The following is a 21,762-nucleotide window of genomic DNA, read 5'->3' on the forward strand; positions in this document are numbered from 1 at the left end:
AATTTTCTCTAGGTGATGATGGCATCAATCTGCCATAGTTTTTGTTGGGACTTTGGGAAGTTTTCCCATAATACTTTGTAGCTCTCGTTCATTATGGGGTGTTTTAGTTGTGGTGCTATTTCTGCAAGAGGTTGCAGTACAAAGGCGTTAGTTAAAATTTCGGCACGAGGTAGATCAATCGTTAAATCGATCATTTGATCATGTAGCAGTAGATCTAAGTCCAAGGTGCGAGGCGCATATTTAATCGCTTTTTCTGGTCGACCTTGTTGTATTTCAATCGCTTTCAGTTTTTTAATAATCGCTTGGGCAGCCAAAGGGCTTTCAAAACAGGCAACAAGGTTATAGAAGTTACCGCCTTTAAAACCGACTGCCTCACTCTCATAGATAGGAGAGAGTGTTAAGTCTCCAAACTCTATTTGTAATGCTTGGATACCTAAACGAATATTTTGCTGGCGATTAATGCTTGAGCCAACCCCAATAAATACTTGTGCCACTAACGTGTACCGCGTTCAATTTGCACACCTAAGCTTTGCGCCTTTGGTAATGCACCGGGCTTATGTAGCGTTAATTTAATCCATGGCACAGAAAACTGCTCCATAATTAATGCAGCAACACGTTCTGCCATCGTTTCAATTAATTCAAATTGATGTTGTTGCGCAAATTGATTAACCACTTCAGAAACACTAAAGTAATTAAGCGCAAGGTTAATATCATCATTAACCGCCGCAGGGCGATTATCAAAGGCCATCTCTAAATCAAAGTAAAGCTTTTGTTGTAGCGATTTTTCCCATTCATATACACCAATGGTCGTAATCACCTCTAACTGCTTAATAAAAACAATATCCATCTTCCAACCCTGTCGAATACCACGTATTATCAAAGCGCAGTATTTTACCTGATTAAGAGGAAATAAGTACAAATGATTTACCTCACGACTCTTTTATTTATGTTGTTAGCTTATCTTTTTGGTGCCCTTAATGGTGCGATATTACTATGCCGCTTAAAAGGTTGGCCAGATCCGCGTACAGGTGGTTCTAAAAATCCAGGTACCACCAATATATTGCGCCTTCACCATGCTCAAGCAGCCAGTTGCGTACTTATTTTCGATCTACTTAAGGGCACATTACCGGTTTATATCGCCTATTTTTTAGGGTATTCACCGGTTGCTCTTGGCCTTATTGGTATTGCTGCTTGTTTAGGGCATATTTTTCCACCCTATTTTCAATTTAAAGGCGGGAAAGCTGTTGCGACGGGACTTGGGACGTTATTGCCGTTAGGTATGGATATGACTGGTTTACTTATCGTAACTTGGCTATTTACGGTTGCGGTGAGCGGATATGCTTCTTTAGCTGCAATTGTAACGGCGATAGCTGCTCCCTTTTATGTCTTTCAAATTAAACCGGAATACACCACGCCTGTTATTATGTTATCAGTACTGATTATATTGCGTCATGGTAGTAATATTCGTCGCTTATTAGCAGGTAAAGAGAAAAAAATAGTGAACTGGAAACAATAACCCCATAAAAATATTGGTAGTTATAAGTAGCATGGGTATAATTAACAAAATTGTAACTATTCAGCAACCCTGAAATTTTTACCAATAGATTATAAATGGTTAGAATCTAATCCATTAAGTAAGATTAACGGAAAATCCACTTACTGGAGTGAATGAGCGCTTTCAAAGAGAAGGCGTTTAAACAGTGACCGCTGAGTCATTACTAAAATTCATCATATTACTTATTATAAATGGAGTTTACTGTGCAGCTTATTAAATGTATCACCCTTGTTATTGGTTTAACCGCTAGTCTATTTACTGCAAGTGTTTTTGCTGATCAAGATATTGAAGCGCGCATCGCACCAGTAGGTGATGTGTACTTAGATGGGCAAATTGCTACGGCAAGTACTAAAAGCGAATCAGATGTACCCGCTGGTCCTCGTTCAGGGGAAAAAGTTTATAATACTTATTGTGTTGCCTGTCATGCAACTGGCGCAGCAGGGGCTCCTATTAAAGGTGATGCTGCCGCTTGGAAACCTCGTATGGCGCAAGGAAAAGATACACTTGTGAAACATGCTATCGAAGGCTTTAATGGCGTGATGCCAGCAAGAGGTACTTGTATGGACTGTAGTGATGACGAAATAATTGCAACCGTTGAGTATTTAACGCAAGGTTTATAGTTAACAATATTGATGTGAAAAGCTAAACCACCTACGGGTGGTTTTTTTATGGGTAAATGTAGTTACTAATACCGTTGTGCATAAAATTGTTCAGGGCTTATTGATGGTGGTTCATCGCTATCTATTATTATAAAAGAGATCGATGAATGAGATAATTTCTATTAAGTGCTATAACATTTAATCGTGTTAAGTCGTTTTTTCTTTAGGAGTTTCTATGAGTAAAGTACAAAAAGTATTAATGGCACCACAGGGGCCAGAGTTTTCTCAATTAGTGCAAGGCTACTGGCGCTTAGGTGCTTGGAAAATGAGCCCACAAGAGCGCTTAACCTTTCTAAAGCAACATGTTGAATTAGGTATATCAACGGTTGATAACGCGGCTATTTATGGTGATAGTGAGCAACTTTTTGGTGAGGCATTAGCGTTAGATCCTGCTATGCGTGAACAGATTCAGATCGTTTCAAAATTTGGTATTAATGGTATTCCTGAGGCTATTGGTGAAAAGCGTGTTTCTCATTACGATAGCAGCCGCTCTCTGATTATCTCTTCGACAGAAAACTCGTTAAAGCGCCTTGGTATTGAGCAGTTAGATGCGCTTCTAGTACACCGCCCTGACTTTTTAATGGATGTGGATGTGGTTGCTGAAACCTTTGCGCAGTTAAAAGCGAGTGGGAAAGTAAAACATTTTGGTGTTTCTAATTTTAGTGCTTCACAGTTTGAGTTACTGCAATCTCGGTTAGATGAACCATTAATGACCAACCAAGTTGAAATTAACCCAATCAATTTTGATGTGTTAGAAGATGGCACAACGGATCAGTTGCAACGCTTGCGTATTCGCCCAATGGCATGGTCATGTTTAGCGGGCGGTAGCCTTTTTTCTTCCGACACAGAACAAGCCAGACGTTTACGCGGTACCTTAATTGAATTGCAAATAGAGTTAGGGGCGACTTCAATTGAGCAGGTTATTTTTGCTTGGGTATTAAAACATCCGGCGAATGCCGTTGCATTGATTGGCTCGGGTAAAATAGAGCGTGTCAAAGAGACACTTGGAGCGCTTGAACTACAGATGAATACTGAGCAGTGGTATCGTATTTGGACTGCTTCTAAAGGGCATGGTGTGGCATAACAGTAGACTGGCTTAGCGCTCGAATAGCGAACTAAGCCCGTCACCTGAAACTCGTTGTTAGGTGTAAATTAATCCCCAGATTAATTTTATCGCAAACAGCAATAACACAGAGCCCATCACGCGTTCAAAAATATAGCCATGTTTGACAAATTTAGCGCGGATACTTTTCTGCGAAAAGAAAAAAGAGACCAGAGAGAACCACAACACAGTGGTGAATATGATCCATACGGCATAGATAGTCTGTACGTAAAATGGGGTTGTTAAGCTAACTACGGTAGTAAATATTGCTAAAAAGAACAGTGTTGCTTTAGGGTTTAATACATTGGTCATCAAACCAAGCATAAATGCTTTTTTATGGTGACGAGGGTTATTATCAAGCGCTATTTCATTGCCATCACTCGATTGAGGTTTACTTCTTATCAGGTTAAACGCTAAAAAGCTTAAGTAGCAAATACCCACTAATTGTGCGATTAAAAAACCAATCTTTGACTGAGTGATAATAAAACCAAGCCCAAAGAGGGTGTAAAGCATATGTACACCGATACCGGCACCGATACCTAAGCTAGTGATTAAAGCTGTTTTTCTATCAAAGCTGATACTTTGACGTACCACAACAGCAAAATCAGGACCCGGACTCATCACCGCAAGAAGGTGAATTAGGGTTAACATTAAAAATTCATGTAGGTATTGCACTCTTTTTTACCTTTTCGTAAAGACTATAAGCACGCGACAATAACGTATAAAGCACTTTTTTCATAAGGTTAAATGATGTCTCAATTAAAAAACTTTCCTATCCCATTACTCGGTTTTGCTGCTTACAGCGGCACAGGGAAAACAACCCTATTAGAGCAGTTAATTCCCATCTTAATTGCTCAAGGGCTAAACATTGCCGTGGTCAAACACAGTCACCATAATATTGAGTTGGATAAACCGGGGAAAGATAGTTATAGATTGCGTAAAGCGGGTGCTTGCCAACTGTTGTTAGCGGGGACGGAGCGCGCAGTGTTGTTTCATGAATATGGACAGCAGCAGGATAAAAAACTGATTGAGCAGTTACGCTTATTAAATACAGAAAGCTTAGATCTTGTGCTGGTAGAAGGCTATCGCGATGAGACCTTTAATAAAATCGAGTTACACCGTAGTGGATTAAACAAGCCGTACCTGTTTAAAAGCGATACATCAATTATTGCGCTCGCATCTGATCAGAAACAAGCTGATTGTCATCTGCCTCAGTTGGATCTGAATAATCTTAAGCAGCTTAGTGAGTTTGTTTTCAATTACTTAGATGAGTCTGCAACTAAAGTACAATAGGCTCTTTTAAAATAAAATAGATAACCGTACCTTCGTTCAGCATTAGATCATATCCCTTGGTGATCACCGGGATCGTTGTGGTTATCTGTTCTCCGCGTTTGCCAATCACTAAGTTTTCGTTCTCATCGATCTCGCCAATCTCTTTTCGTTCGCTGCTGGTGCCTTTTCCCGCAGTTTGAAAGCTCTCGACATTGATGCGTCGGTTATTGATTGTCAGTGTAGCTAACGCCACAACGATTGCAGGTGGCGCTAACCCTTTACCCGATTTTTGCATATGAGTAATCATGGCTTGTGCTTTAGAGCCCGCTTTGATGATTACCTTTCCCTGTCTCTCTATATCCGAATCGACAGTGATCCTAAATCGGTAACCTGTTGAACGCACTCGGCTATCAATCGGCTCTGCCAAACGTGTTTTGATGGTTGTGCCAGCAGTTATCGTTGCTTCTGCGGCGTAACTAATAAAGCTGATGCTCATTAGTAGTATCAAAGTGAGCAGTTTAAGCATGGTATTACCTCTTTTAATTAGTACTATATGTATTGAAAGATTAGCTCATAAATTGATCATGTATTTTTTAAAGGCAAAAAAAAACCCAAGCAGAGGCTTGGGTTTAGCGATATTACGTTTTCTTTAACTTAGAAAGCGTAAGAAGCACCGATAACGAATGCGTTGTTTGCATCTTGATTATCAACATTGTTGCCTTGGCTGCGGTACTCAACGTATGGTTGAACACCAGCACGTGTCCAAGTAGCGCGTAACTCGTGATCCATCGCTTCACTGTCGATCATGTAAACGTTGTTGTATTTCACAGCAATAGGTTGGCTTGGGATTGCATAAGCAATTGCATTATCCATACGAGTATCATCGTTGTTATCAACAGCATCAATATGGAAGCGAGTACGGTTAGAGATAGAGATACCGTTATCAAAGTTGTAACCAAGTTTGAATAGTGGGCGATGCTGAACCGCATTGCCGTTTGCTGATAAGTAGTGGTAACCAACTGCTACCCAGAAGTCATTTGTTACATTGAATGCTTGTTCTGCACCTAATGTTATATATGCAGGTGCATTCTCATCTGTTTTCAAATCACCTACTTGAATGCCATCAAACTCTACTAATAATGTCGTGCCAGTAGTAAAAGTATGACCTGCTTCAAGCGTAGACGTCATGCTAGAACCGTGCATGTTTGAGTCGTGGCGTTGTAGGTTACCTGTAATGTAAGAAGTACCTAAAAGACCTTCTGGAACTTCAGCTTCTTCTGAGAATGCAATAGGAGAAAGAAGAAGAGATGAACATGCTACTGCTAAAGATAATTTTTTCATAGTGTTGAGCCTTAGTATTAATAAAGTGTCAAATCCTAAATAATTTTCACTTACTCCATGTTAGCGAGGCGCTGTTAATTGTTTTTTCAATTCCATGAAGCTTCTTTGTCTTGCCATTTTCTGGTCTATTTATTACAAAGAATATTAATCAAGCATCCACCGGTTTATTTCCTACCGATTTAATTTGAGAGCACTATAGAGGAATTTATTCACATCAATCAAGTTATTTTAGATTGAAAAAAAATACACTTTTTAGACTGATAATTGACGTTTATGGTGAATTAAATGTCACTGACGCGGTGGTTATTAATGACTTGTAATCAACTCTGTCGCTATTGCTTTTCATCGTGGCACTTATTGTGATTACTATGGGAATATTCTAGGTAGATGGGGTGGTGTTTCTCTCAAGTCGTTGAAAAGTATTGCCTTTTGTTTTTGTTGTTATTTCACTCAAGAGGTGGTATTTGTATTTTGAATGTTTTAAATGAGTGGGTTTTTATAGGGTTCTCCTCTATTACTAAGGAGGTATATGAATATTGATCTCAAATTTATATGAGAGGAGTTGGTTTTTTAGCTAGTGCAGCCTCAGATAAAATGAAAGCTCTTGCTCGATATGATTTTTAGTATTGTGATCGATATCTCTATTTTGCTTTATCTATTTCATCAAAATTACAAATGTTTTTGTTTTGTTATTGTGATTTTGCGGTGACCTTGTCTTTACGGTTCAATTTTATGATGTTTGTTAGCTCAAATAGCTTCAACTCTTGCTCTTTTTAAAATGTTCTCTGGCATCTTATTTGCTAAAAGAGATAGTAATTTTGTTGCTTTTTGCTGTGTTTTTTTGTCGCTAATGACGCTGTGAAAAAGTGCACTATAGGCTTGTTCGTAGTCCAAAGGGCTTCCATATCCTTGATTAAGCATCTGTACATAATTGATTTGTGCATTCAAAAAGCCTTGTAATGCGGCTTCTCGATAATAAATAATGGCACGCTCTTTATTTTGATGTACTAAAATTCCCTTTTCATAATAACGACCAAGTTGCTCAATAGCGGGCAATAATCCCTGCTTTGCTGATTCTTTAATATAGTGAATTCCTAATGAAGCATCGCGATCCACACATACGCCCCATGCCAGCATATCGCCCCATAGAAACACATAAGAGGGCTCTTTAATTTTTAGCGCATGTGCTTGGATATCTTCAACGAGTTGGCATTCATCTTTCCTTACTCGCTGTAAGTGTTTGTTTTTATTGATCAATGTATTTAACTCATCCTGGGTATAAAGCTGTACTACTTCATAGTTGCCGTAATAATCATTATAAATACTGGCAATGCTATTACTCGCGAGTAAAGATGAGCAATAAGCAAACATCAACATTAATACTATTGGCCTATATCTCATAATATTTACCTTTGTAGAGGGGGATGTAACCTATATCGGCGCATAAAAATAATTCTTGAAAATTTAGTTAAAAAAAAGCCCTTGCAGAATACAAAGGCTAGAATATTAAAGGCTCGAATAAGGATTAAATACCACTACCTTGATCTTCTGTTTGCTCTTCATGCAAACCACACTCTCGTTTGAGTCCAAAGAAGCGTGTATCTTCTTCACTCATACCTAACTCTAACGGGCTTGATGTCTGCACATCACCAACGGATACATAACCTTCATCCCATAAAGGATGGTAATCAAGACCATTTTCTTTAAGGTAATAAAATACATCTTTATTACTCCAATCAATAATCGGTAGAAATTTAAAGCAGCCATTTTGGATACTTAAAACCGGTAGTGCACCACGTGTTGAAGATTGATCGCGTCGTAAACCAGAGAACCATGTTTTAGCATTCAACTCTTTTAAAGCACGTTTCATCGGTTCAACTTTGTTAATTAAGTTGTATTGGGTTAAGCCGTCTAGTCCTTGCTCCCAAAGTTTACCGTAACGCGCTTCTTGCCACGCACTAGATTGCTCTGAGCGGTAAATTTTTAGATTCAAGTTAAGCTGTTCAGTTAACTTATCGATAAATTGATAAGTTTCCGGAAAAAGGTAACCTGTATCTGTCAGGATAATTGGTGTATCAGCTTTTACCGATGTCACTAAGTGCAAACAGACAGCAGCCTGAATGCCAAAGCTAGATGATAAAACCAGTTCACTTTCAAGATTCTCAACAGCCCATTTCACACGATCAATAGCTGTCTTCGGCTCAAGTAAAGCGTTAACTTCAGCAAGCGCCTCAATGCGTTGCGCTTTATCTAAGCTTAATAGATGCTGTAGATCGAGTTTTTTAGTCATGGAAATCCTTAGCTGCGATAACAACTTCTTTTACAATACCCGCTCTGATAGTGAAGTCACCGAAGCACTCTTCTTCATTACGCTCTTTTGCCCAACGTCCGATTAGGTCATCTAATGTTGCAACAATCGTCGCTTCATCGATGTTCTCTTGGTACATTTTTGGTAAACGTGTCCCGTTGGTATTACCGCCTAAATAAAGGTTGTAACGACCCGGTGCTTTACCGATTAAACCAATTTCAGCGAGCATTGAACGACCACAGCCATTTGGACAACCAGTAATACGTAAAATAATTTTATCTTTTGCAATACCATGTTTTTCTAGCAAGCCTTCAACATCATCTGTTAGCGCAGGTAGGTAACGCTCTGCTTCTGCCATTGCTAATGGACAGGTTGGCAATGCAACACAGGCCATTGAGTATTTACGTTGGTCTGTCGTTCCGTCATCAATCAAGCCACACTCTCGCGCCATTTTTTCAATGATATCTTTCTGTGATTCTTCAATTTCAGCAATCACTAAGTTTTGGTTTGCTGTCATGCGGAACGTACCCGTATGTACTTTAGCAATCTTGTTTAGACCCGATTTTAGTGGTTTGCCATCAAAGTCTAAGATACGACCATTTTCAATGAATACCGTAAGGTGCCATTTGTTATCAATACCTTTTACCCAGCCAATACGATCGCCACGTTCAGTGAATTCATATTCACCTGGTGCTGCGAATGTTACGCCAGAACGTTTTTCAACTTCTTTTTTAAACGTTTCAATACCGTGTGTTTCTAGCGTGTATTTAGTACGCGCATGAGAACGACTTACACGACCACCAAGGTCACGCTGTGTGGTTACGACTGCTTCAGCAATTTCCATTACTTTATCAACAGGAATAAAACCAAAATCATCACCTAAACGTGGGAATGTAGTTTTATCACCATGGGTCATACCAAGGCCTGCGCCAACGACGACGTTGTAACCAGTGATTTTTGCATCATCACCTTCACCATCAATAATAGCGATGAAGTTAAGGTCGTTAGCATGAATATCAACATCGTTATACGGTGGCAATGCTACTGCGATCTTAAACTTACGCGGTAAGAAAATGTTTTGGTAAATTGGCTCATTTTCTTGCGTATCTAAGACTTTTTCACCGTCTAACCAAATTTCTGCATAAGCATTACTTTTTGGTAAAAAGTGTTCGCTAATCGCTTTAGAAAGTTCATAAATTTCAGTATGTAATACCGATTGCTCAGGGTTAGAGGTACAGATCGTATTACGGTTAACATCACCCGCAGTGAAGATCGCATCAATATTGGCTTTAAACTTAAGCTCTTGGAATACTGACTTAAGGTTGCGCTTGAAAATACCGTGGTATTGGAATGTTTGACGCGTGGTAATACGAATACTACCTGCATCAGTCAGTTCACTGGCAACACGGTCAACTTCTAACCATTGTTGTGGTGTTAACACACCGCCTGGTAAACGTGCACGTAATAGAAACGAATACAGTGGCTCTAGTTTTTGTTTTTTACGTTCTGCGCGACGGTCACGGTCATCCTGTTGGTATAAACCATGGAATTTAACCAGTTGTACTTCATCGGAAGGAAACGAACCAGTGGTGGTATCGTTAAGACCTTCAACTAATTTACCGCGAAGAAAATTACTTTCAATTTTAATGCGTTCGTTATCGTGTAATTTCTGGCTCATTAGTAAACATCCCTTTGGTAACGTTTTGCTTTACGTAGTTCATTTAATTCTTGTTCTGCGTCATCAAGGCTCTTGTTGCCCTGTTCGCTGATAATTTCGATAAGTGCTGTGTGTACATCTTTTGCCATGCGATTTGCATCACCACATACATAGAAGTGGGCGCCGTCTTGTAACCATTGGTAAACGTCAACCGCGTTCTCTTTTAAGCGATCTTGTACATAGATTTTTTGTGCTTGGTCACGAGAGAAAGCAAGGTCTAATTTAGTTAATAGGCCTGATTTCAGATGCGTCTGCCATTCAACTTGGTATAGGAAGTCTTCGTTGAAAGTTTGATCGCCAAATAGTAACCAGTTTTTACCCGTTGCATCAGTCGCTTCACGCTCTTGCATAAATGAGCGGAACGGAGCAATACCTGTGCCAGGACCAATCATGATAATTGGTGTTTCTGGGTTAGCAGGTAGGCGGAAGTTATGGTTATCTTCGATAAATACATTAACTTCAGCGCCTTCTGCTAGGCGATGATTTAAGAAGCCTGATGCACCACCAGAACGTTTCTCTCCCGATTCTGTTTCGAATAAAACCGAACCTATCGTTAAATGAACTTCCTCTTCTACTTCTGTTTGGCTAGAAGCGATAGAGTATAAACGTGGGCTAATGCGACGTAGCAACGCAAGGAAGTTCTCAACCGTGACTGCATCGTTACCTGCTTCGCTGATCACATCGATTATCTGATGATTATTAGCAAAATCACGCAGCGCGTTTTTATCTTCTGCTAAAGCAAGTAGTTGCGTATTGTTGGTTAATGTTGCGTAACCTTCAACAAATGCTGGGTGTGTGCCAGTTAATTCGTAGTATTCAATTAACGCATCGCTTAACGATACCGTTTTATCATCGACCGTGACTTCTGTACTTGCATCTAGATTCAATTTAGCAATGAGTTGAGCAACAAGGGCGTCATCATTTTTAAACCAAACACCTAGTGCATCACCCGCTGTGTAGGTTAAATCTGAGCCTTCTAAATCAATTTCGATATGGCGAACATCTTTAGCTGATTGTTCACCAGTGATTTTTTGACTAACTAGTAAGCTTGCTGCGAATGGATTTTGTTTGTCGTATTTGTTCGCTGAAGTCGCTTGTAAGGTTTGAGCCGCAGGTGCGCTTGCTACGCCACCTTTTTCAATGGTTTTGTCAACTTCAGAAAGGGCACTTTCAATCCATGCGCCAGTTACTTGATCGTAATCGACATCGGCATCTAAGCGTTCAACAAAAGCGCTTGCACCTAATGCACTCAGACGTTGATCAAAGTCTTTACCTGTTTGGCAGAAAAACTCATAGCTTGAATCACCAAGACCCAATACAGCAAACTTAAGTGAATCTAATTTAGGCGCTTTTTTAGTGGCTAAAAATTCATGTAGGTCGATCGCGTCATCGGGTGCTTCACCTTCACCATTAGTGCTGGCAACAACAATTAAATAGCTTTCATCTTTAATACTCTTAACTTTGTAATCAGCCATGGAAACAACGCGGTGTGCAATGCCTTTTGCATCAGCAGCAGCGCCTAGTTGTTCAGCAACACCTTTTGAGTTGCCTGTTTGTGTGCCGTATAAAATTGTTAAGCTCTGTCCTGAGCTCACAGTCGCTTGCGCGCTAATCGGTGCTTGGCTTGCGCCAGCTAAATAACCACTTACCCATGCGGTTTGCATTGGGTCAAGTCCTGCCATCGCTTGTTGCAGTTGTGATAACTGCAACTCAGATAATGGCGAAGTTAATGCCGAAAGATTCGTTAATGCCATGAAACTGTTTCCACTATTACAAAAGATGGGTGCAGTCTACTCCTCACATTTATAACAATAAAAGAACAAAATAGGATTTTTTATAACAAAAAAGAATTAAGAGAAAATTTATCTGTTTTTAGTGACCTATATCGTATAATTAAACCTTCTCTGTAAGGATCCTATATGAACCTTTTGTATCTATTATTCTTTTTACTGCCTCTCTCTGTTTTTGCTGAATCAAAAACAGATCAAAACAAGTCACAATCTTGGTCTGAGCCCGTGCCTGATTGGGGAATTGCAGTCGGCGTCCGCACTGCGTCTATCCCTTATGGCGTTGCAGAAGATAGCAGTGTTAGTGATTTTGTCCCTAAGATGTATTACGAGGGCGAATATGGTTTTTTGCGTGGAGAATATGGCGGTTTACGTTTTTTAGGTCGGGAAAAATATAATCTTAGCCTATTAGGTCGCTATCGCTATTTTGATATTCCGAAGCAATACCAGCGTCAATTTAAGGGCACCAATATTGATATGGGGTTACAGTTTGAGTATCTGTTTCAGCCTAATTTCCCCCTACAAATAGAGTTACTTTCTGACGAAGGGGGCAATAGTTACGCTAATGCTAATCTACGTTATCAAATTGACCATAACAGTTGGGATATCGACCTCGTCAGTACTTTTCGCTATAAAAGCAGTGGCTTTAATGATCTTTATTATGGATTTGGGCGAGATAATATTGGCAGCGATTTGGATGTGAAATTTGGTGCAGAGGCGCGCTACCATCTATTTAGTAATCTTTATCTACTTGGTGAGATGAACGTTAATGTGCTCGGTAATGATACTTATCAAAGTGATTTGGTCGATTCGCGTTTTGAAACTGAATATTATCTTGGTTTTGGTTTCTTTAATGATAAAAAAACGCAAGAGACCTTAACCCTACCTGAAAATCATTATCTTCGACTCGCTTATGGCTGGGCAACTCCCTCGAATCTTAATGGTATTATTCACGGCAATACCGAAAAAGACGAATATAACAATCGGCTAACGTCAATTTTTTATGGAATCCCACTATCAGAATCGATCTTTGGTTTACCGATCGAGTTTTACCTTACTCCAGGCTTTGCTTATCACTTTAACTCCGAAGTGCAGGATCCGATTACTGAATATGTTTTAGCGATTAAAGCTTATTATACCTTTACATGGCCGGTACGATGGCGCTTTGGTTTTGCAGAGGGACTCTCTTATGTTTCAGATGTTACTTATATTGAACAAAATGATGACCCTGATAACCCGGGTAGTAAAATTCTTAATTATTTAGATTTTACCTTGGATATTAATGTCGGAGATGTTTTTAATAATCAATCTTTAAACAAGTTGTGGTTAGGTTATTCTATACATCATCGCTCTGCTATTTTTGAAAGCAGTTCAATGTTTGGACGTAGTAAAGGTGGCAGTAATTACAATACTATCTATCTACAGTGGCATTTTTAATGCGATGACTTGAGCATCATTATTTTAGCTTAACTCTTTTAATAAAAAGCAGTTTAATCAGCTGTATAGTTTTAATGCAGCTTTAACTTGGTCTCATTTTCTTCTATACTGCTCGCATCTTGTCGGAGTGCCCTTATGGGCTGAGACCATTTTATTATGGGATCCGTGGAACCTGATTAGGCTAAAACCTACGTAGGGAACAAGCAAAAAATATCTTATCCTCGATGTTTTTAACTTTCCACACAATTCGACAAGCACTCTTTTTTACAACCTATTAATGGAATAAGGTAAAGATTGCTATGTCTCAAGAAGTAAACTCAACATTAAAAACTACCGATCGTAAAGGTCTATCTCGTCGTGAATCGCGTAAAGCCGCACAAGACTATATTCAAAATTTGAATAACGAGTCTTACCCAAACTCTGAAAAAATCTTCCTTGATGGTGAAATCCATCCAATCAAAGTAGCGATGCGCCAAATTCATCAGACCGATACCTTTGTTGGTGGGTCTGAAGAAAATCCTGTTTATGAGAAAAATGAACCAATCCCTGTTTACGATACCTCTGGCCCTTATACGGATCCAAATACTAAAATTGATGTGCATGCAGGTTTACCCCGTTTACGTGCTGCTTGGATCGGTGCACGTGATGATGTTGAAACATTAGATAGTGTAACGTCCGACTTTGCACAACAGCGTCTAGCTGATGATTCATTAGATGAGTTACGTTTTGCAAACTTACCTAAGCCGTTACGCGCTAAAAATGGTAAATGTGTGACGCAAATGCATTACGCGCGTCAGGGTATTATCACGCCAGAAATGGAATACATCGCAATCCGTGAAAACCAAGGTCGTGAGCGCATTAAGTGTGAAGCATTACATTTTCAACATGCAGGACAAAGCTACGGTGCAAACTTACAGGAATCGATCACGCCTGAGTTTGTTCGTTCAGAAGTCGCTTGTGGTCGTGCGATTATCCCATCAAACATTAACCATCCTGAATTAGAGCCAATGATTATTGGTCGTAACTTTTTAGTGAAAGTGAACTCTAATATCGGTAACTCCTCTGTTTCATCTTCAATCGAAGAAGAGGTTGAAAAATTGGTGTGGTCAACTCTATGGGGCGGCGATACGGTAATGGATCTTTCCACAGGGCGTAATATTCATGAAACCCGTGAGTGGATCATGCGTAACTCGCCAGTGCCGATCGGGACGGTGCCAATTTACCAAGCATTAGAAAAAGTAAATGGTGTGGTTGAAGACTTAACTTGGGAGGTATTCCGCGATACGTTAATCGAACAAGCAGAGCAAGGTGTGGATTACTTTACGATTCATGCCGGCGTTCTGTTACGTTTTGTGCCGATGACGGCTAAACGTGTCACGGGTATTGTTTCGCGTGGTGGTTCAATCATGGCGAAATGGTGCCTGACTTACCATAAAGAGAATTTTGCTTATGAATACTTCCGTGAAATCTGTGAAATTTGTCAGCAGTATGATGTAGCGTTATCACTAGGTGACGGCTTACGTCCGGGTTCAGTTGCTGATGCAAATGATGAAGCACAATTCTCAGAGTTAGAAGTATTAGGTGAGTTAACTCAGGTTGCTTGGGAATATGATGTGCAAGTGATTATTGAAGGGCCTGGTCATGTACCAATGCAGATGATCAAAGAAAATATGGATAAGCAGTTAACAGAATGTTTTGAAGCTCCTTTCTACACATTAGGTCCATTAACAACGGATATCGCACCGGGTTACGATCATATTACATCAGGCATTGGTGCCGCCCAAATCGGTTGGTACGGGTGTGCCATGCTTTGTTATGTAACGCCTAAAGAGCATTTAGGTCTGCCAAACAAAGATGATGTAAAAGTTGGATTAATTACCTATAAAATTGCAGCACATGCGGCAGATTTAGCAAAAGGGCATCCTGGTGCGCAAATTCGTGATAACGCCTTATCTAAATCTCGTTTTGAATTTCGTTGGGAAGATCAATTTAATCTAGGATTAGATCCCGTTACTGCGCGTGAATATCATGATGAAACACTGCCGCAGGAATCAGGTAAGGTTGCGCATTTTTGTTCAATGTGTGGCCCTAAGTTCTGTTCAATGAAGATCACCCAAGATGTGCGAGATTTCAGTGATAAACTCGATTCTGGTGAGATCTCAATTAAGATCTTAGATGAAACGATCACCATGACCGCAGAGCAAGGTATGGCGGCTAAAGCACAAGAGTTTAACGACTCCGGCGCAGAAATCTACCAGCCGCCGGTACTCGATAAAGCATAAATACAGCTGTCAGCTATTAGTCTTCAGCTGTCAGTTAAAGTCAAATACTAGGATCTTAAAAAGATCCTTACTGAACGCTGACAGCTAACCGCTGATAGCTTTTTTAAAAGGTTAATAATGAACAATATTGTTTGGACAATTGCGAGTTCTGATTCAAGCGCGGGTGCGGGTATTCAGGCTGACTTACATACGATTAAAGCGTTAGGCGCTGATGGTTGTAGTGTGATCAGTGCCGTGACCGCGCAAAACTCGGTTGCAGTAGATTTAGTGGAAAGTGTTTCCGATAAAATGTTGATCGCACAACTTGATGCACTGGCGAGTGATATGCCCGCTAAGATCATTAAAATAGGTCTGATCGCGAGTATTGAACATGTAAAAATTATCGCCGAAAAGTTGGCTGATTATAAAGCTAATTGGGATGTTGCCCCTTTTGTTATCTATGATCCGGTGGCGGTAGCGTCAACGGGTGACGAGATGAGTGAAGATGGCATTAATGAGATCATCAAAACCCAACTATTACCGGTTGTTGACCTATTAACACCTAACGCAAAAGAGGTGTTCACGCTTTCTGGGCATATGTTAATCAGTGGGGAGTCATTAAAAGGCGCGACTGAAAAGCTGATAGAGATGGGTTGTAAAAGCGTATTGATTAAAGGTGGGCATCTGCCATTCTTAGAAGATCAATGTATCGATTATTACTATGATGGTGAGCGTGAGATTGCACTCACAAGCCCACGTTTAGAAAACGTACACTCCCATGGCACAGGTTGCACATTAGCCAGTGCGATTGCAGCAACAATGGCGCAAAACTACTTTATTGAAGATGCGTTAGTGATTGCTAAAGCCTATTTGAATCAAGGTTTAAAAGCTTCAAAACAGCTAGGCAAAGGTGAGGGATCTATTGCTCATCTAGGTTGGCCGAACAATAATCGTGACTTTCCTGAAGTGGTGCTGCCAGAGTCAAAAGTGGGTTATGAATTAGATCTTCAGGGTACTTTAGAGGCAGGTCCTGGGTTTGTTAGTTGCGATACCCTAAAACTTGGGTTATACCCAGTATTAGATACCGTTGAGTGGCTTGAAAAAGTACTTAAAAGTGGTGTGAAAACATTACAGTTGCGTATTAAAGATAAACAGCCAGAACAAGTGGAACAGCAGATCATTGATGCGATTGCATTAGGAAAAAAATATGATGCGCGCATGTTTATTAACGATTACTGGCAACTTGCAATCAAGCATCAGGCATATGGTGTGCATCTTGGTCAAGAAGATATGGATGTTGCCGACTTAGGTTTGATCGCTGATGCGGGGTTACGCTTGGGACTGAGTACACACGGCTATTATGAGATATTACGCGCTAAGCAGTTAAAACCGAGTTATATCGCACTAGGGCATATTTTTGAAACACAAACCAAAGATATGCCGAGTGATCCACAAGGTTTAGAACGTTTAGGTAAATATGCCGCGCTGTTATCTGACACTCCTACCGTTGCGATTGGCGGCATTAATTTACAACGTGCTCCCGAGGTTTATAAAACCGGTGTAGGTAGTATTGCTGTGGTGACTGCGATTACGCTAGCTGATGATTATCAATCTGTGATCGATGAATTTAATCAAATAATTAAATAAGGAACTGCCATGTTAACCGATGCTGAAATGTTACGTTATAGCCGCCATCTTTTATTAGAAGATGTGGGTGAGTTAGGACAGAAAGATCTTAAAAATGGCAAAGTATTAATTATCGGCATGGGTGGGCTTGGCTCACCTGCGGCGCTTTATTTAGCGGCGGCAGGTGTTGGCTCGATGGTGATTGCAGATTTTGATTGTTTAGAAGTGAGTAATTTACAACGACAGATTGCTTATAACACCGCTGATATTGGCGGTGATAAAGTTGCATTGATGAAACAAAGAATGCAGCAGATTAACCCTGAAGTTCGCGTCCGTAGCATTAACACCGAAATGACTAAAGAGCAGTTATTAATGGAGTTGATGATGGTTAATCTAGTCCTTGATTGCACCGATAATATGGCTAGTCGTCAGATGATCAATAGCGCCTGCGTCGATGCAAAAGTCCCTTTAATTGTGGGGGCTGCTATCCGTTTTGAAGGGCAATTGATGTTCTTTGACCACAGTCAGGAAGACTCTGCTTGTTACCACTGTTTATTTCCTAATGAAGATGAGCAAGCGTTAAATTGTAGCAATTCAGGTGTGATTGGTCCCGTGGTAGGCACAATCGGTACCATGCAAGCGTTAGAGGCAATTAAACATATTACTGGTTTACCCTCTGGCATTAAAAATAAATTAAAGCTATTTGATGGCAAAACTTTAGAGTGGCAAACCTTTGCGATTAATAAAGATGCCCAATGTAGCGTATGTGGAAATCCAAAGTGAAAATAAACGTAAATGAACAGCCTATCGAACTTGATCAGCAAGCTAATATCGAACAGTTACTAACCTTTTTAGATAGCCCTTTAAAAGGCAGTGCAATTGCTGTTAATCAGAAAATAATTAGCCGCAGTGAATGGGCTAATTACAAACTTCAAGAGAACGACCAAGTCTCTCTATTTCAAGCAATTGCAGGCGGTTAGTTCAATGGACAATAAAATAATTAATAAAATGAATAACGATCAATTAATAATCGCAGGAAAAGCATTTTCATCACGTCTTTTTACTGGTACTGGAAAATTTAACGACCAAGCAACCATGGTCGCGGCACTGCAAGCCTCAAACTCTGAACTTGTGACCATGGCGCTGAAACGTATCGATATGCAAAGCAAAGAGGATGATATTCTCGCGCCACTGATTAAAAGCGGTATGAATTTATTGCCTAATACCTCGGGTGCACGTAACGCCAAAGAAGCAGTATTTGCTGCACAGTTAGCACGTGAAGCGCTGCAAACTAACTGGGTTAAACTGGAGATCCACCCTGATCCGAAATATCTTCTGCCCGATCCGATTGAAACATTAAAAGCAGCTGAAACCTTAGCTAACCTAGGTTTTGTTGTCTTACCTTACGTACATGCGGATCCGGTTTTATGTAAACATTTAGAATCTGCAGGTTGTGCGGCTGTTATGCCATTAGGCGCGCCGATTGGCTCTAACAAAGGTATTAAAACCGCTGAATTTTTAGAGATTATCATCGAGCAAGCTAACGTACCTGTTATTGTTGATGCAGGTCTTGGCGCACCTTCACATGCGGCACTTGCGATGGAGATGGGGGCAGATGCGGTATTAGTAAACACTGCAATGGCGGTTGCTGGTGATCCTGTTGCGATGAGTCGTGCTTTTGCTAAAGCTGTAGAAGCGGGACGCGAAGCTTATTTAGCAGGGCTAGGCGGACAAAGCCAAGTCGCCGTTGCCTCAAGCCCATTAACTGCATTTTTAGAAGCTGGTTAAAGCGGCTAGAAAGCTAATAGCTTTATACGAAAAGTTAATTTAGAAATCGTTATAAAATAACTTGCGATAAATTTTTTCAAAAAGCCTTAAATGACCGGCTATTTTAAAAGCCTAATCGCAAGTAATTATGAAGCCGATCCTTAATCATTATCTCATCAGGATTTACATGACTTTTAGTGAACAGATTAAAAACTATCAATGGGATGATGTACGCCTCTCTATTTATAGTAAAACAGCACAGGATGTACAACGCGCGTTAGCTAAATCACGTTTAGATCTTGACGATTTTAAAGCGTTGGTTTCACCTGCTGCGGAACCCTTTTTAGAGCAGATGGCACAAAAATCTCAGCAACTGACTCTACAACGTTTTGGTAAAACACAGCAGTTTTATATCCCGCTATATCTTTCGAATATGTGCAGTAATATCTGCACCTATTGTGGTTTCTCAATGCATAACGCACTACGTCGAAAAACATTAGATACACAAGAGATAGAGGCAGAATGCTTAGCGATTAAAAAGATGGGCTTTGAGCATATATTGTTAGTGACGGGGGAGTCTGAACGTAAAGTGGGCGTGGACTATTTCAAACAAGCACTGCCAATCATTAAAAAACATTTTTCTCATATTACCATTGAAGTACAACCATTAGATGAAGATGAGTATCGAGAACTGATTGAGTATGGCGTTGACTCGGTATTGGTTTATCAAGAAACCTATCACCCTGTGACCTATGCAGAGCATCACCTGAAAGGTAAAAAGTCCGATTTCAAATATCGCTTAGATACCCATGATCGTTTGGGGGAAGCGGGTATTCATAAAATGGGTTTAGGTTGTTTAATTGGTCTTGAAGAGTGGCGTACCGACTGTTTTTACGTAGCAGCACACCTAAGTTATTTAGAGAAAAAATACTGGCAAAGCCGTTATACCATCTCATTTCCCCGTCTCCGCCCCTGTGCTGGTGGCATGGAGATAAAATCGGTGATGGATGATAAGCAACTAGTGCAGCTTATTTGTGCGTATCGCTTGTTTAACCCTGAGGTCGAGTTATCGCTCTCAACACGTGAATCAGAGCATTTTAGAAATAATGTATTACCGCTTGGCATCACCACATTAAGCGCGGGTTCAAGCACGCAACCTGGTGGTTATGCGGAAACAGCAACAGAGGCACTGGAGCAGTTTGAGATAAGTGACGATCGCTCTCCTGCACAGATGGCAGAACTGGTTAAATCACAGGGTTATGAAGTTGTTTGGAAGGACTGGGATCATAGCTTAACGGGCGCGTAATATTTTAGGTATTGTTATTACATTTATTTAATAGCCTTTTATGCTTGATCTAAGTATAAAGAGGCTAGCTAGAAAATTTGTATTAAACAGGAACAGATATGTCTGAAGAAGAGATCTATGCAACCCTCGTGGAGATCCGCGAAGAACCCACTGCATTATATAAAATATTAAAAATCGCCAACCTAGTCTCTGGTGGTGGTGAAGCAAAACTCGCTATTTCAGAAGGCTATGTCTCCCTAAATGGTGAAGTTGAAACGCAAAAGCGTAAGAAAATCTACGCAGGGGATCTTATCTATTTTAATGAGCAATATCTACAAATCGCGATTGTCGGCGAAGCGGGCGATTATGAAATAGTTGAGCAGGATGAGTTAGATCAAGTCGGTTTGCAAGAAAGTGAATACCAACAGGATCAATACCAGGAATCGCCAAAAGCAGCATCAGAGCCACAACAAAAGAAACCCAAAGGTAAGAAACCAAGAAGAGCAATTAGTTTTTAAGTAACCTGAGTTCTGGATAAAATTTAGTAAAAAATTGAACTAAATGCCCACCTAGTGATCAGATCTTTCGACCAAGAATGATTTGAAGCACAAACAAGGTGGGCATATGAATAACTTAGTGGATATATTTTGTGATGTCGATGATTTTTGTCATCAATTTTTACCAAAATGGGAAGCTCAATTACTTTCAAACGGAACACGTAAACGGATACGTAGCTCTAAAATGTCAATCAGTGAACGTATGACAATTGTAATTGCATTTCATCAATCAAATCATAGAGATTTCAAGAACTTCTATATTGGTTTAGTACGACAGTATTGGTCTGAATACTTTCCAGAACTACTCAGCTATACCCGCTTCATCAACACAATGTCTGAGCTTATTGTGCCAATGTGTGCTTATTTTCAAACCGTTAAAGGTGAGCCAACAGGTATCGCGTTCGTTGATTCCACGAGTCTTAAGGTATGCCACAATATTAGAATTCCACGACATCGAGTTTTTGCTGATAGCGCTAAGCGTGGAAAGGGAACGATGGGTTGGTTTTTTGGCTTTAAACTTCACCTATTAATTAATCATAATGGTGAAATTATTGCTTTGAATATCAGCCCTGGTAACACAAATGACCGAACACCTATACCAGATTTATGTAAAAACCTAACTGGTAAGTTATATGCAGATAAGGGTTACATAGGAAAAAAGTTGAGTGAAACATTGAAAGAGTCGGATATTGACTTGGTGACAACAGTACGAAAAAATATGAAAGCGAAAGTGATATCCGCTTTCGATAGAGCCATGTTATCAAAGAGATACATAATAGAAACAGTAAATGATCAATTGAAAAACATCTCTCAGATAGAACACAGTCGCCATCGCAGTGCGACTGGTTTTATGCTTAATGTTATTTCTGGCATAGTGGCTTATTGCTTAAAAAAACAAAAGCCACGTATTAGATTAGCAAACAGTGAATTGGAAATGATGGCAGCTTAAAAATATCGTTTCTTATCCAGATCTCAGGTTAAGTAAAGTTATTCAGTCATTTTTTTATTATGTCTACTGCATAGCTTGATAGCTGGGTTGGTATTATCATTTTAACAGTGGCTAATAACTTGCATTAACTTTTGATTCT

22 protein-coding genes and 1 riboswitch are annotated in these 21,762 nt (G+C 40.0%); of the genes, 13 read left to right on the forward strand and 9 right to left on the reverse strand.

Translation table 11 applies throughout. From position 1 onward, the window contains the following. Positions 1 to 8: 8 nt before the first annotated feature. Positions 9 to 494, reverse strand: coding sequence for a 2-amino-4-hydroxy-6-hydroxymethyldihydropteridine diphosphokinase (gene folK, locus QQK09_RS09950; protein WP_284203981.1), 486 nt, complete (start codon positions 492 to 494; stop codon positions 9 to 11). After that, entirely contained in the window at positions 494 to 847 is a 354-nt protein-coding gene (folB, locus tag QQK09_RS09955) for a dihydroneopterin aldolase (RefSeq protein WP_284203982.1), read from the reverse strand. Before folB ends, folK begins: the two co-directional genes overlap by 1 nt. A gap of 72 nt (positions 848 to 919) precedes the next feature. Here folB and plsY point away from each other — a divergent pair, with 72 nt between their 5' ends. The 3 genes from plsY to QQK09_RS09970 all read left to right on the forward strand — a co-directional run bounded on the left by plsY (position 920) and on the right by QQK09_RS09970 (position 3,298). After that, positions 920 to 1,516, forward strand: a complete 597-nt coding sequence (plsY, locus tag QQK09_RS09960) for a glycerol-3-phosphate 1-O-acyltransferase PlsY (protein WP_284203983.1) — start codon at positions 920 to 922, stop codon at positions 1,514 to 1,516. Between the two features lie 242 nt (positions 1,517 to 1,758). After that, positions 1,759 to 2,175, forward strand: coding sequence for a c-type cytochrome (locus tag QQK09_RS09965; RefSeq protein ID WP_284203984.1), 417 nt, complete (start codon positions 1,759 to 1,761; stop codon positions 2,173 to 2,175). A gap of 214 nt (positions 2,176 to 2,389) precedes the next feature. After that, positions 2,390 to 3,298: an aldo/keto reductase gene (locus tag QQK09_RS09970; protein WP_284203985.1), complete on the forward strand. Its 909-nt coding sequence runs from the start codon at positions 2,390 to 2,392 to the stop codon at positions 3,296 to 3,298. A gap of 57 nt (positions 3,299 to 3,355) precedes the next feature. Here QQK09_RS09970 and QQK09_RS09975 read toward each other — a convergent pair whose 3' ends face one another. Further along, complete coding sequence (locus QQK09_RS09975) at positions 3,356 to 3,991, reverse strand: LysE family translocator (protein WP_284203986.1); 636 nt, start codon at positions 3,989 to 3,991, stop codon at positions 3,356 to 3,358. Positions 3,992 to 4,066: 75 nt separating this feature from the next. Between QQK09_RS09975 and mobB the strand changes: the two genes are divergently transcribed. Next, the gene (gene mobB, locus QQK09_RS09980; protein WP_284203987.1) at positions 4,067 to 4,609 is read left to right on the forward strand and encodes a molybdopterin-guanine dinucleotide biosynthesis protein B; all 543 of its coding nucleotides are present in this window, start codon (positions 4,067 to 4,069) and stop codon (positions 4,607 to 4,609) included. Here mobB and QQK09_RS09985 read toward each other — a convergent pair. From QQK09_RS09985 to QQK09_RS10010, 6 genes are all read right to left on the reverse strand, one after another. Continuing rightward, positions 4,596 to 5,114: a hypothetical protein gene (locus QQK09_RS09985; RefSeq protein WP_284203988.1), complete on the reverse strand. Its 519-nt coding sequence runs from the start codon at positions 5,112 to 5,114 to the stop codon at positions 4,596 to 4,598. The two genes, mobB and QQK09_RS09985, sit on opposite strands and share 14 nt — an antisense overlap. A 128-nt stretch (positions 5,115 to 5,242) precedes the next feature. Further along, a complete protein-coding gene (locus QQK09_RS09990) occupies positions 5,243 to 5,929 on the reverse strand; it encodes an oligogalacturonate-specific porin KdgM family protein (protein ID WP_284203989.1) in 687 nt (228 codons plus the stop codon). Positions 5,930 to 6,676: 747 nt separating this feature from the next. Next, the gene (locus QQK09_RS09995) at positions 6,677 to 7,330 is read right to left on the reverse strand and encodes a tetratricopeptide repeat protein (protein ID WP_284203990.1); all 654 of its coding nucleotides are present in this window, start codon (positions 7,328 to 7,330) and stop codon (positions 6,677 to 6,679) included. A gap of 124 nt (positions 7,331 to 7,454) precedes the next feature. Then, on the reverse strand, positions 7,455 to 8,219 hold the full coding sequence (locus QQK09_RS10000) for a phosphoadenylyl-sulfate reductase (RefSeq protein WP_284203991.1): 765 nt from the start codon (positions 8,217 to 8,219) through the stop codon (positions 7,455 to 7,457). After that, positions 8,212 to 9,915 (reverse strand): assimilatory sulfite reductase (NADPH) hemoprotein subunit, encoded by a 1,704-nt coding sequence (gene cysI, locus QQK09_RS10005; RefSeq protein ID WP_284203992.1) that lies wholly within the window; start codon positions 9,913 to 9,915, stop codon positions 8,212 to 8,214. Before cysI ends, QQK09_RS10000 begins: the two co-directional genes overlap by 8 nt. After that, complete coding sequence (locus tag QQK09_RS10010) at positions 9,915 to 11,708, reverse strand: assimilatory sulfite reductase (NADPH) flavoprotein subunit (RefSeq protein WP_284203993.1); 1,794 nt, start codon at positions 11,706 to 11,708, stop codon at positions 9,915 to 9,917. The genes cysI and QQK09_RS10010 overlap by 1 nt, the downstream gene beginning before the upstream one ends. A 165-nt stretch (positions 11,709 to 11,873) precedes the next feature. Between QQK09_RS10010 and QQK09_RS10015 the strand changes: the two genes are divergently transcribed. From QQK09_RS10015 to QQK09_RS10055, 9 genes are all read left to right on the forward strand, one after another. After that, positions 11,874 to 13,178, forward strand: coding sequence for a MipA/OmpV family protein (locus QQK09_RS10015; protein ID WP_284203994.1), 1,305 nt, complete (start codon positions 11,874 to 11,876; stop codon positions 13,176 to 13,178). Between the two features lie 113 nt (positions 13,179 to 13,291). Next, a riboswitch (TPP riboswitch) is annotated at positions 13,292 to 13,394 on the forward strand. A gap of 83 nt (positions 13,395 to 13,477) precedes the next feature. After that, positions 13,478 to 15,460, forward strand: a complete 1,983-nt coding sequence (gene thiC, locus QQK09_RS10020) for a phosphomethylpyrimidine synthase ThiC (RefSeq protein ID WP_284203995.1) — start codon at positions 13,478 to 13,480, stop codon at positions 15,458 to 15,460. Between the two features lie 117 nt (positions 15,461 to 15,577). Beyond that, positions 15,578 to 17,086 carry a thiamine phosphate synthase gene (gene thiE / locus QQK09_RS10025; protein ID WP_284203996.1) on the forward strand — a complete coding sequence of 503 codons (1,509 nt, stop codon included), beginning with the start codon at positions 15,578 to 15,580 and terminating at the stop codon, positions 17,084 to 17,086. 9 nt (positions 17,087 to 17,095) lie between these two features. Continuing rightward, positions 17,096 to 17,848 carry a HesA/MoeB/ThiF family protein gene (locus QQK09_RS10030; RefSeq protein WP_284203997.1) on the forward strand — a complete coding sequence of 251 codons (753 nt, stop codon included), beginning with the start codon at positions 17,096 to 17,098 and terminating at the stop codon, positions 17,846 to 17,848. Further along, positions 17,845 to 18,045: a sulfur carrier protein ThiS gene (gene thiS, locus QQK09_RS10035; protein WP_284203998.1), complete on the forward strand. Its 201-nt coding sequence runs from the start codon at positions 17,845 to 17,847 to the stop codon at positions 18,043 to 18,045. The genes QQK09_RS10030 and thiS overlap by 4 nt, the downstream gene beginning before the upstream one ends. 4 nt (positions 18,046 to 18,049) lie before the next feature. Continuing rightward, positions 18,050 to 18,853 (forward strand): thiazole synthase, encoded by an 804-nt coding sequence (locus QQK09_RS10040; RefSeq protein ID WP_284203999.1) that lies wholly within the window; start codon positions 18,050 to 18,052, stop codon positions 18,851 to 18,853. A gap of 166 nt (positions 18,854 to 19,019) precedes the next feature. After that, positions 19,020 to 20,138 (forward strand): 2-iminoacetate synthase ThiH, encoded by a 1,119-nt coding sequence (gene thiH, locus QQK09_RS10045; protein WP_284204000.1) that lies wholly within the window; start codon positions 19,020 to 19,022, stop codon positions 20,136 to 20,138. Between the two features lie 98 nt (positions 20,139 to 20,236). Beyond that, positions 20,237 to 20,635 carry an RNA-binding S4 domain-containing protein gene (locus QQK09_RS10050; RefSeq protein WP_284204001.1) on the forward strand — a complete coding sequence of 133 codons (399 nt, stop codon included), beginning with the start codon at positions 20,237 to 20,239 and terminating at the stop codon, positions 20,633 to 20,635. 106 nt (positions 20,636 to 20,741) lie between these two features. Next, a complete protein-coding gene (locus QQK09_RS10055; protein ID WP_284204002.1) occupies positions 20,742 to 21,623 on the forward strand; it encodes an IS982 family transposase in 882 nt (293 codons plus the stop codon). Positions 21,624 to 21,762 lie beyond the last annotated feature (139 nt).

Source organism: Psychromonas marina, from assembly GCF_030161115.1.
Classification (GTDB): domain Bacteria; phylum Pseudomonadota; class Gammaproteobacteria; order Enterobacterales; family Psychromonadaceae; genus Psychromonas; species Psychromonas marina.

What these genes read in the sequence shown, in the direction of transcription:
- folB (WP_284203982.1), bottom strand. Translation starts at nt 847, where the DNA reads ATGGATATTGTTTTTATTAAGCAGTTAGAGGTGATTACGACCATTGGT.
- plsY (WP_284203983.1), top strand. Translation starts at nt 920, where the DNA reads ATGATTTACCTCACGACTCTTTTATTTATGTTGTTAGCTTATCTTTTT.
- QQK09_RS09970 (WP_284203985.1), top strand. Translation starts at nt 2,390, where the DNA reads ATGAGTAAAGTACAAAAAGTATTAATGGCACCACAGGGGCCAGAGTTT.
- mobB (WP_284203987.1), top strand. Translation starts at nt 4,067, where the DNA reads ATGTCTCAATTAAAAAACTTTCCTATCCCATTACTCGGTTTTGCTGCT.
- QQK09_RS09985 (WP_284203988.1), bottom strand. Translation starts at nt 5,114, where the DNA reads ATGCTTAAACTGCTCACTTTGATACTACTAATGAGCATCAGCTTTATT.
- QQK09_RS09990 (WP_284203989.1), bottom strand. Translation starts at nt 5,929, where the DNA reads ATGAAAAAATTATCTTTAGCAGTAGCATGTTCATCTCTTCTTCTTTCT.
- QQK09_RS09995 (WP_284203990.1), bottom strand. Translation starts at nt 7,330, where the DNA reads ATGAGATATAGGCCAATAGTATTAATGTTGATGTTTGCTTATTGCTCA.
- QQK09_RS10000 (WP_284203991.1), bottom strand. Translation starts at nt 8,219, where the DNA reads ATGACTAAAAAACTCGATCTACAGCATCTATTAAGCTTAGATAAAGCG.
- cysI (WP_284203992.1), bottom strand. Translation starts at nt 9,915, where the DNA reads ATGAGCCAGAAATTACACGATAACGAACGCATTAAAATTGAAAGTAAT.
- QQK09_RS10010 (WP_284203993.1), bottom strand. Translation starts at nt 11,708, where the DNA reads ATGGCATTAACGAATCTTTCGGCATTAACTTCGCCATTATCTGAGTTG.
- QQK09_RS10015 (WP_284203994.1), top strand. Translation starts at nt 11,874, where the DNA reads ATGAACCTTTTGTATCTATTATTCTTTTTACTGCCTCTCTCTGTTTTT.
- thiC (WP_284203995.1), top strand. Translation starts at nt 13,478, where the DNA reads ATGTCTCAAGAAGTAAACTCAACATTAAAAACTACCGATCGTAAAGGT.
- thiE (WP_284203996.1), top strand. Translation starts at nt 15,578, where the DNA reads ATGAACAATATTGTTTGGACAATTGCGAGTTCTGATTCAAGCGCGGGT.
- QQK09_RS10030 (WP_284203997.1), top strand. Translation starts at nt 17,096, where the DNA reads ATGTTAACCGATGCTGAAATGTTACGTTATAGCCGCCATCTTTTATTA.
- QQK09_RS10040 (WP_284203999.1), top strand. Translation starts at nt 18,050, where the DNA reads ATGGACAATAAAATAATTAATAAAATGAATAACGATCAATTAATAATC.
- thiH (WP_284204000.1), top strand. Translation starts at nt 19,020, where the DNA reads ATGACTTTTAGTGAACAGATTAAAAACTATCAATGGGATGATGTACGC.
- QQK09_RS10050 (WP_284204001.1), top strand. Translation starts at nt 20,237, where the DNA reads ATGTCTGAAGAAGAGATCTATGCAACCCTCGTGGAGATCCGCGAAGAA.
- QQK09_RS10055 (WP_284204002.1), top strand. Translation starts at nt 20,742, where the DNA reads ATGAATAACTTAGTGGATATATTTTGTGATGTCGATGATTTTTGTCAT.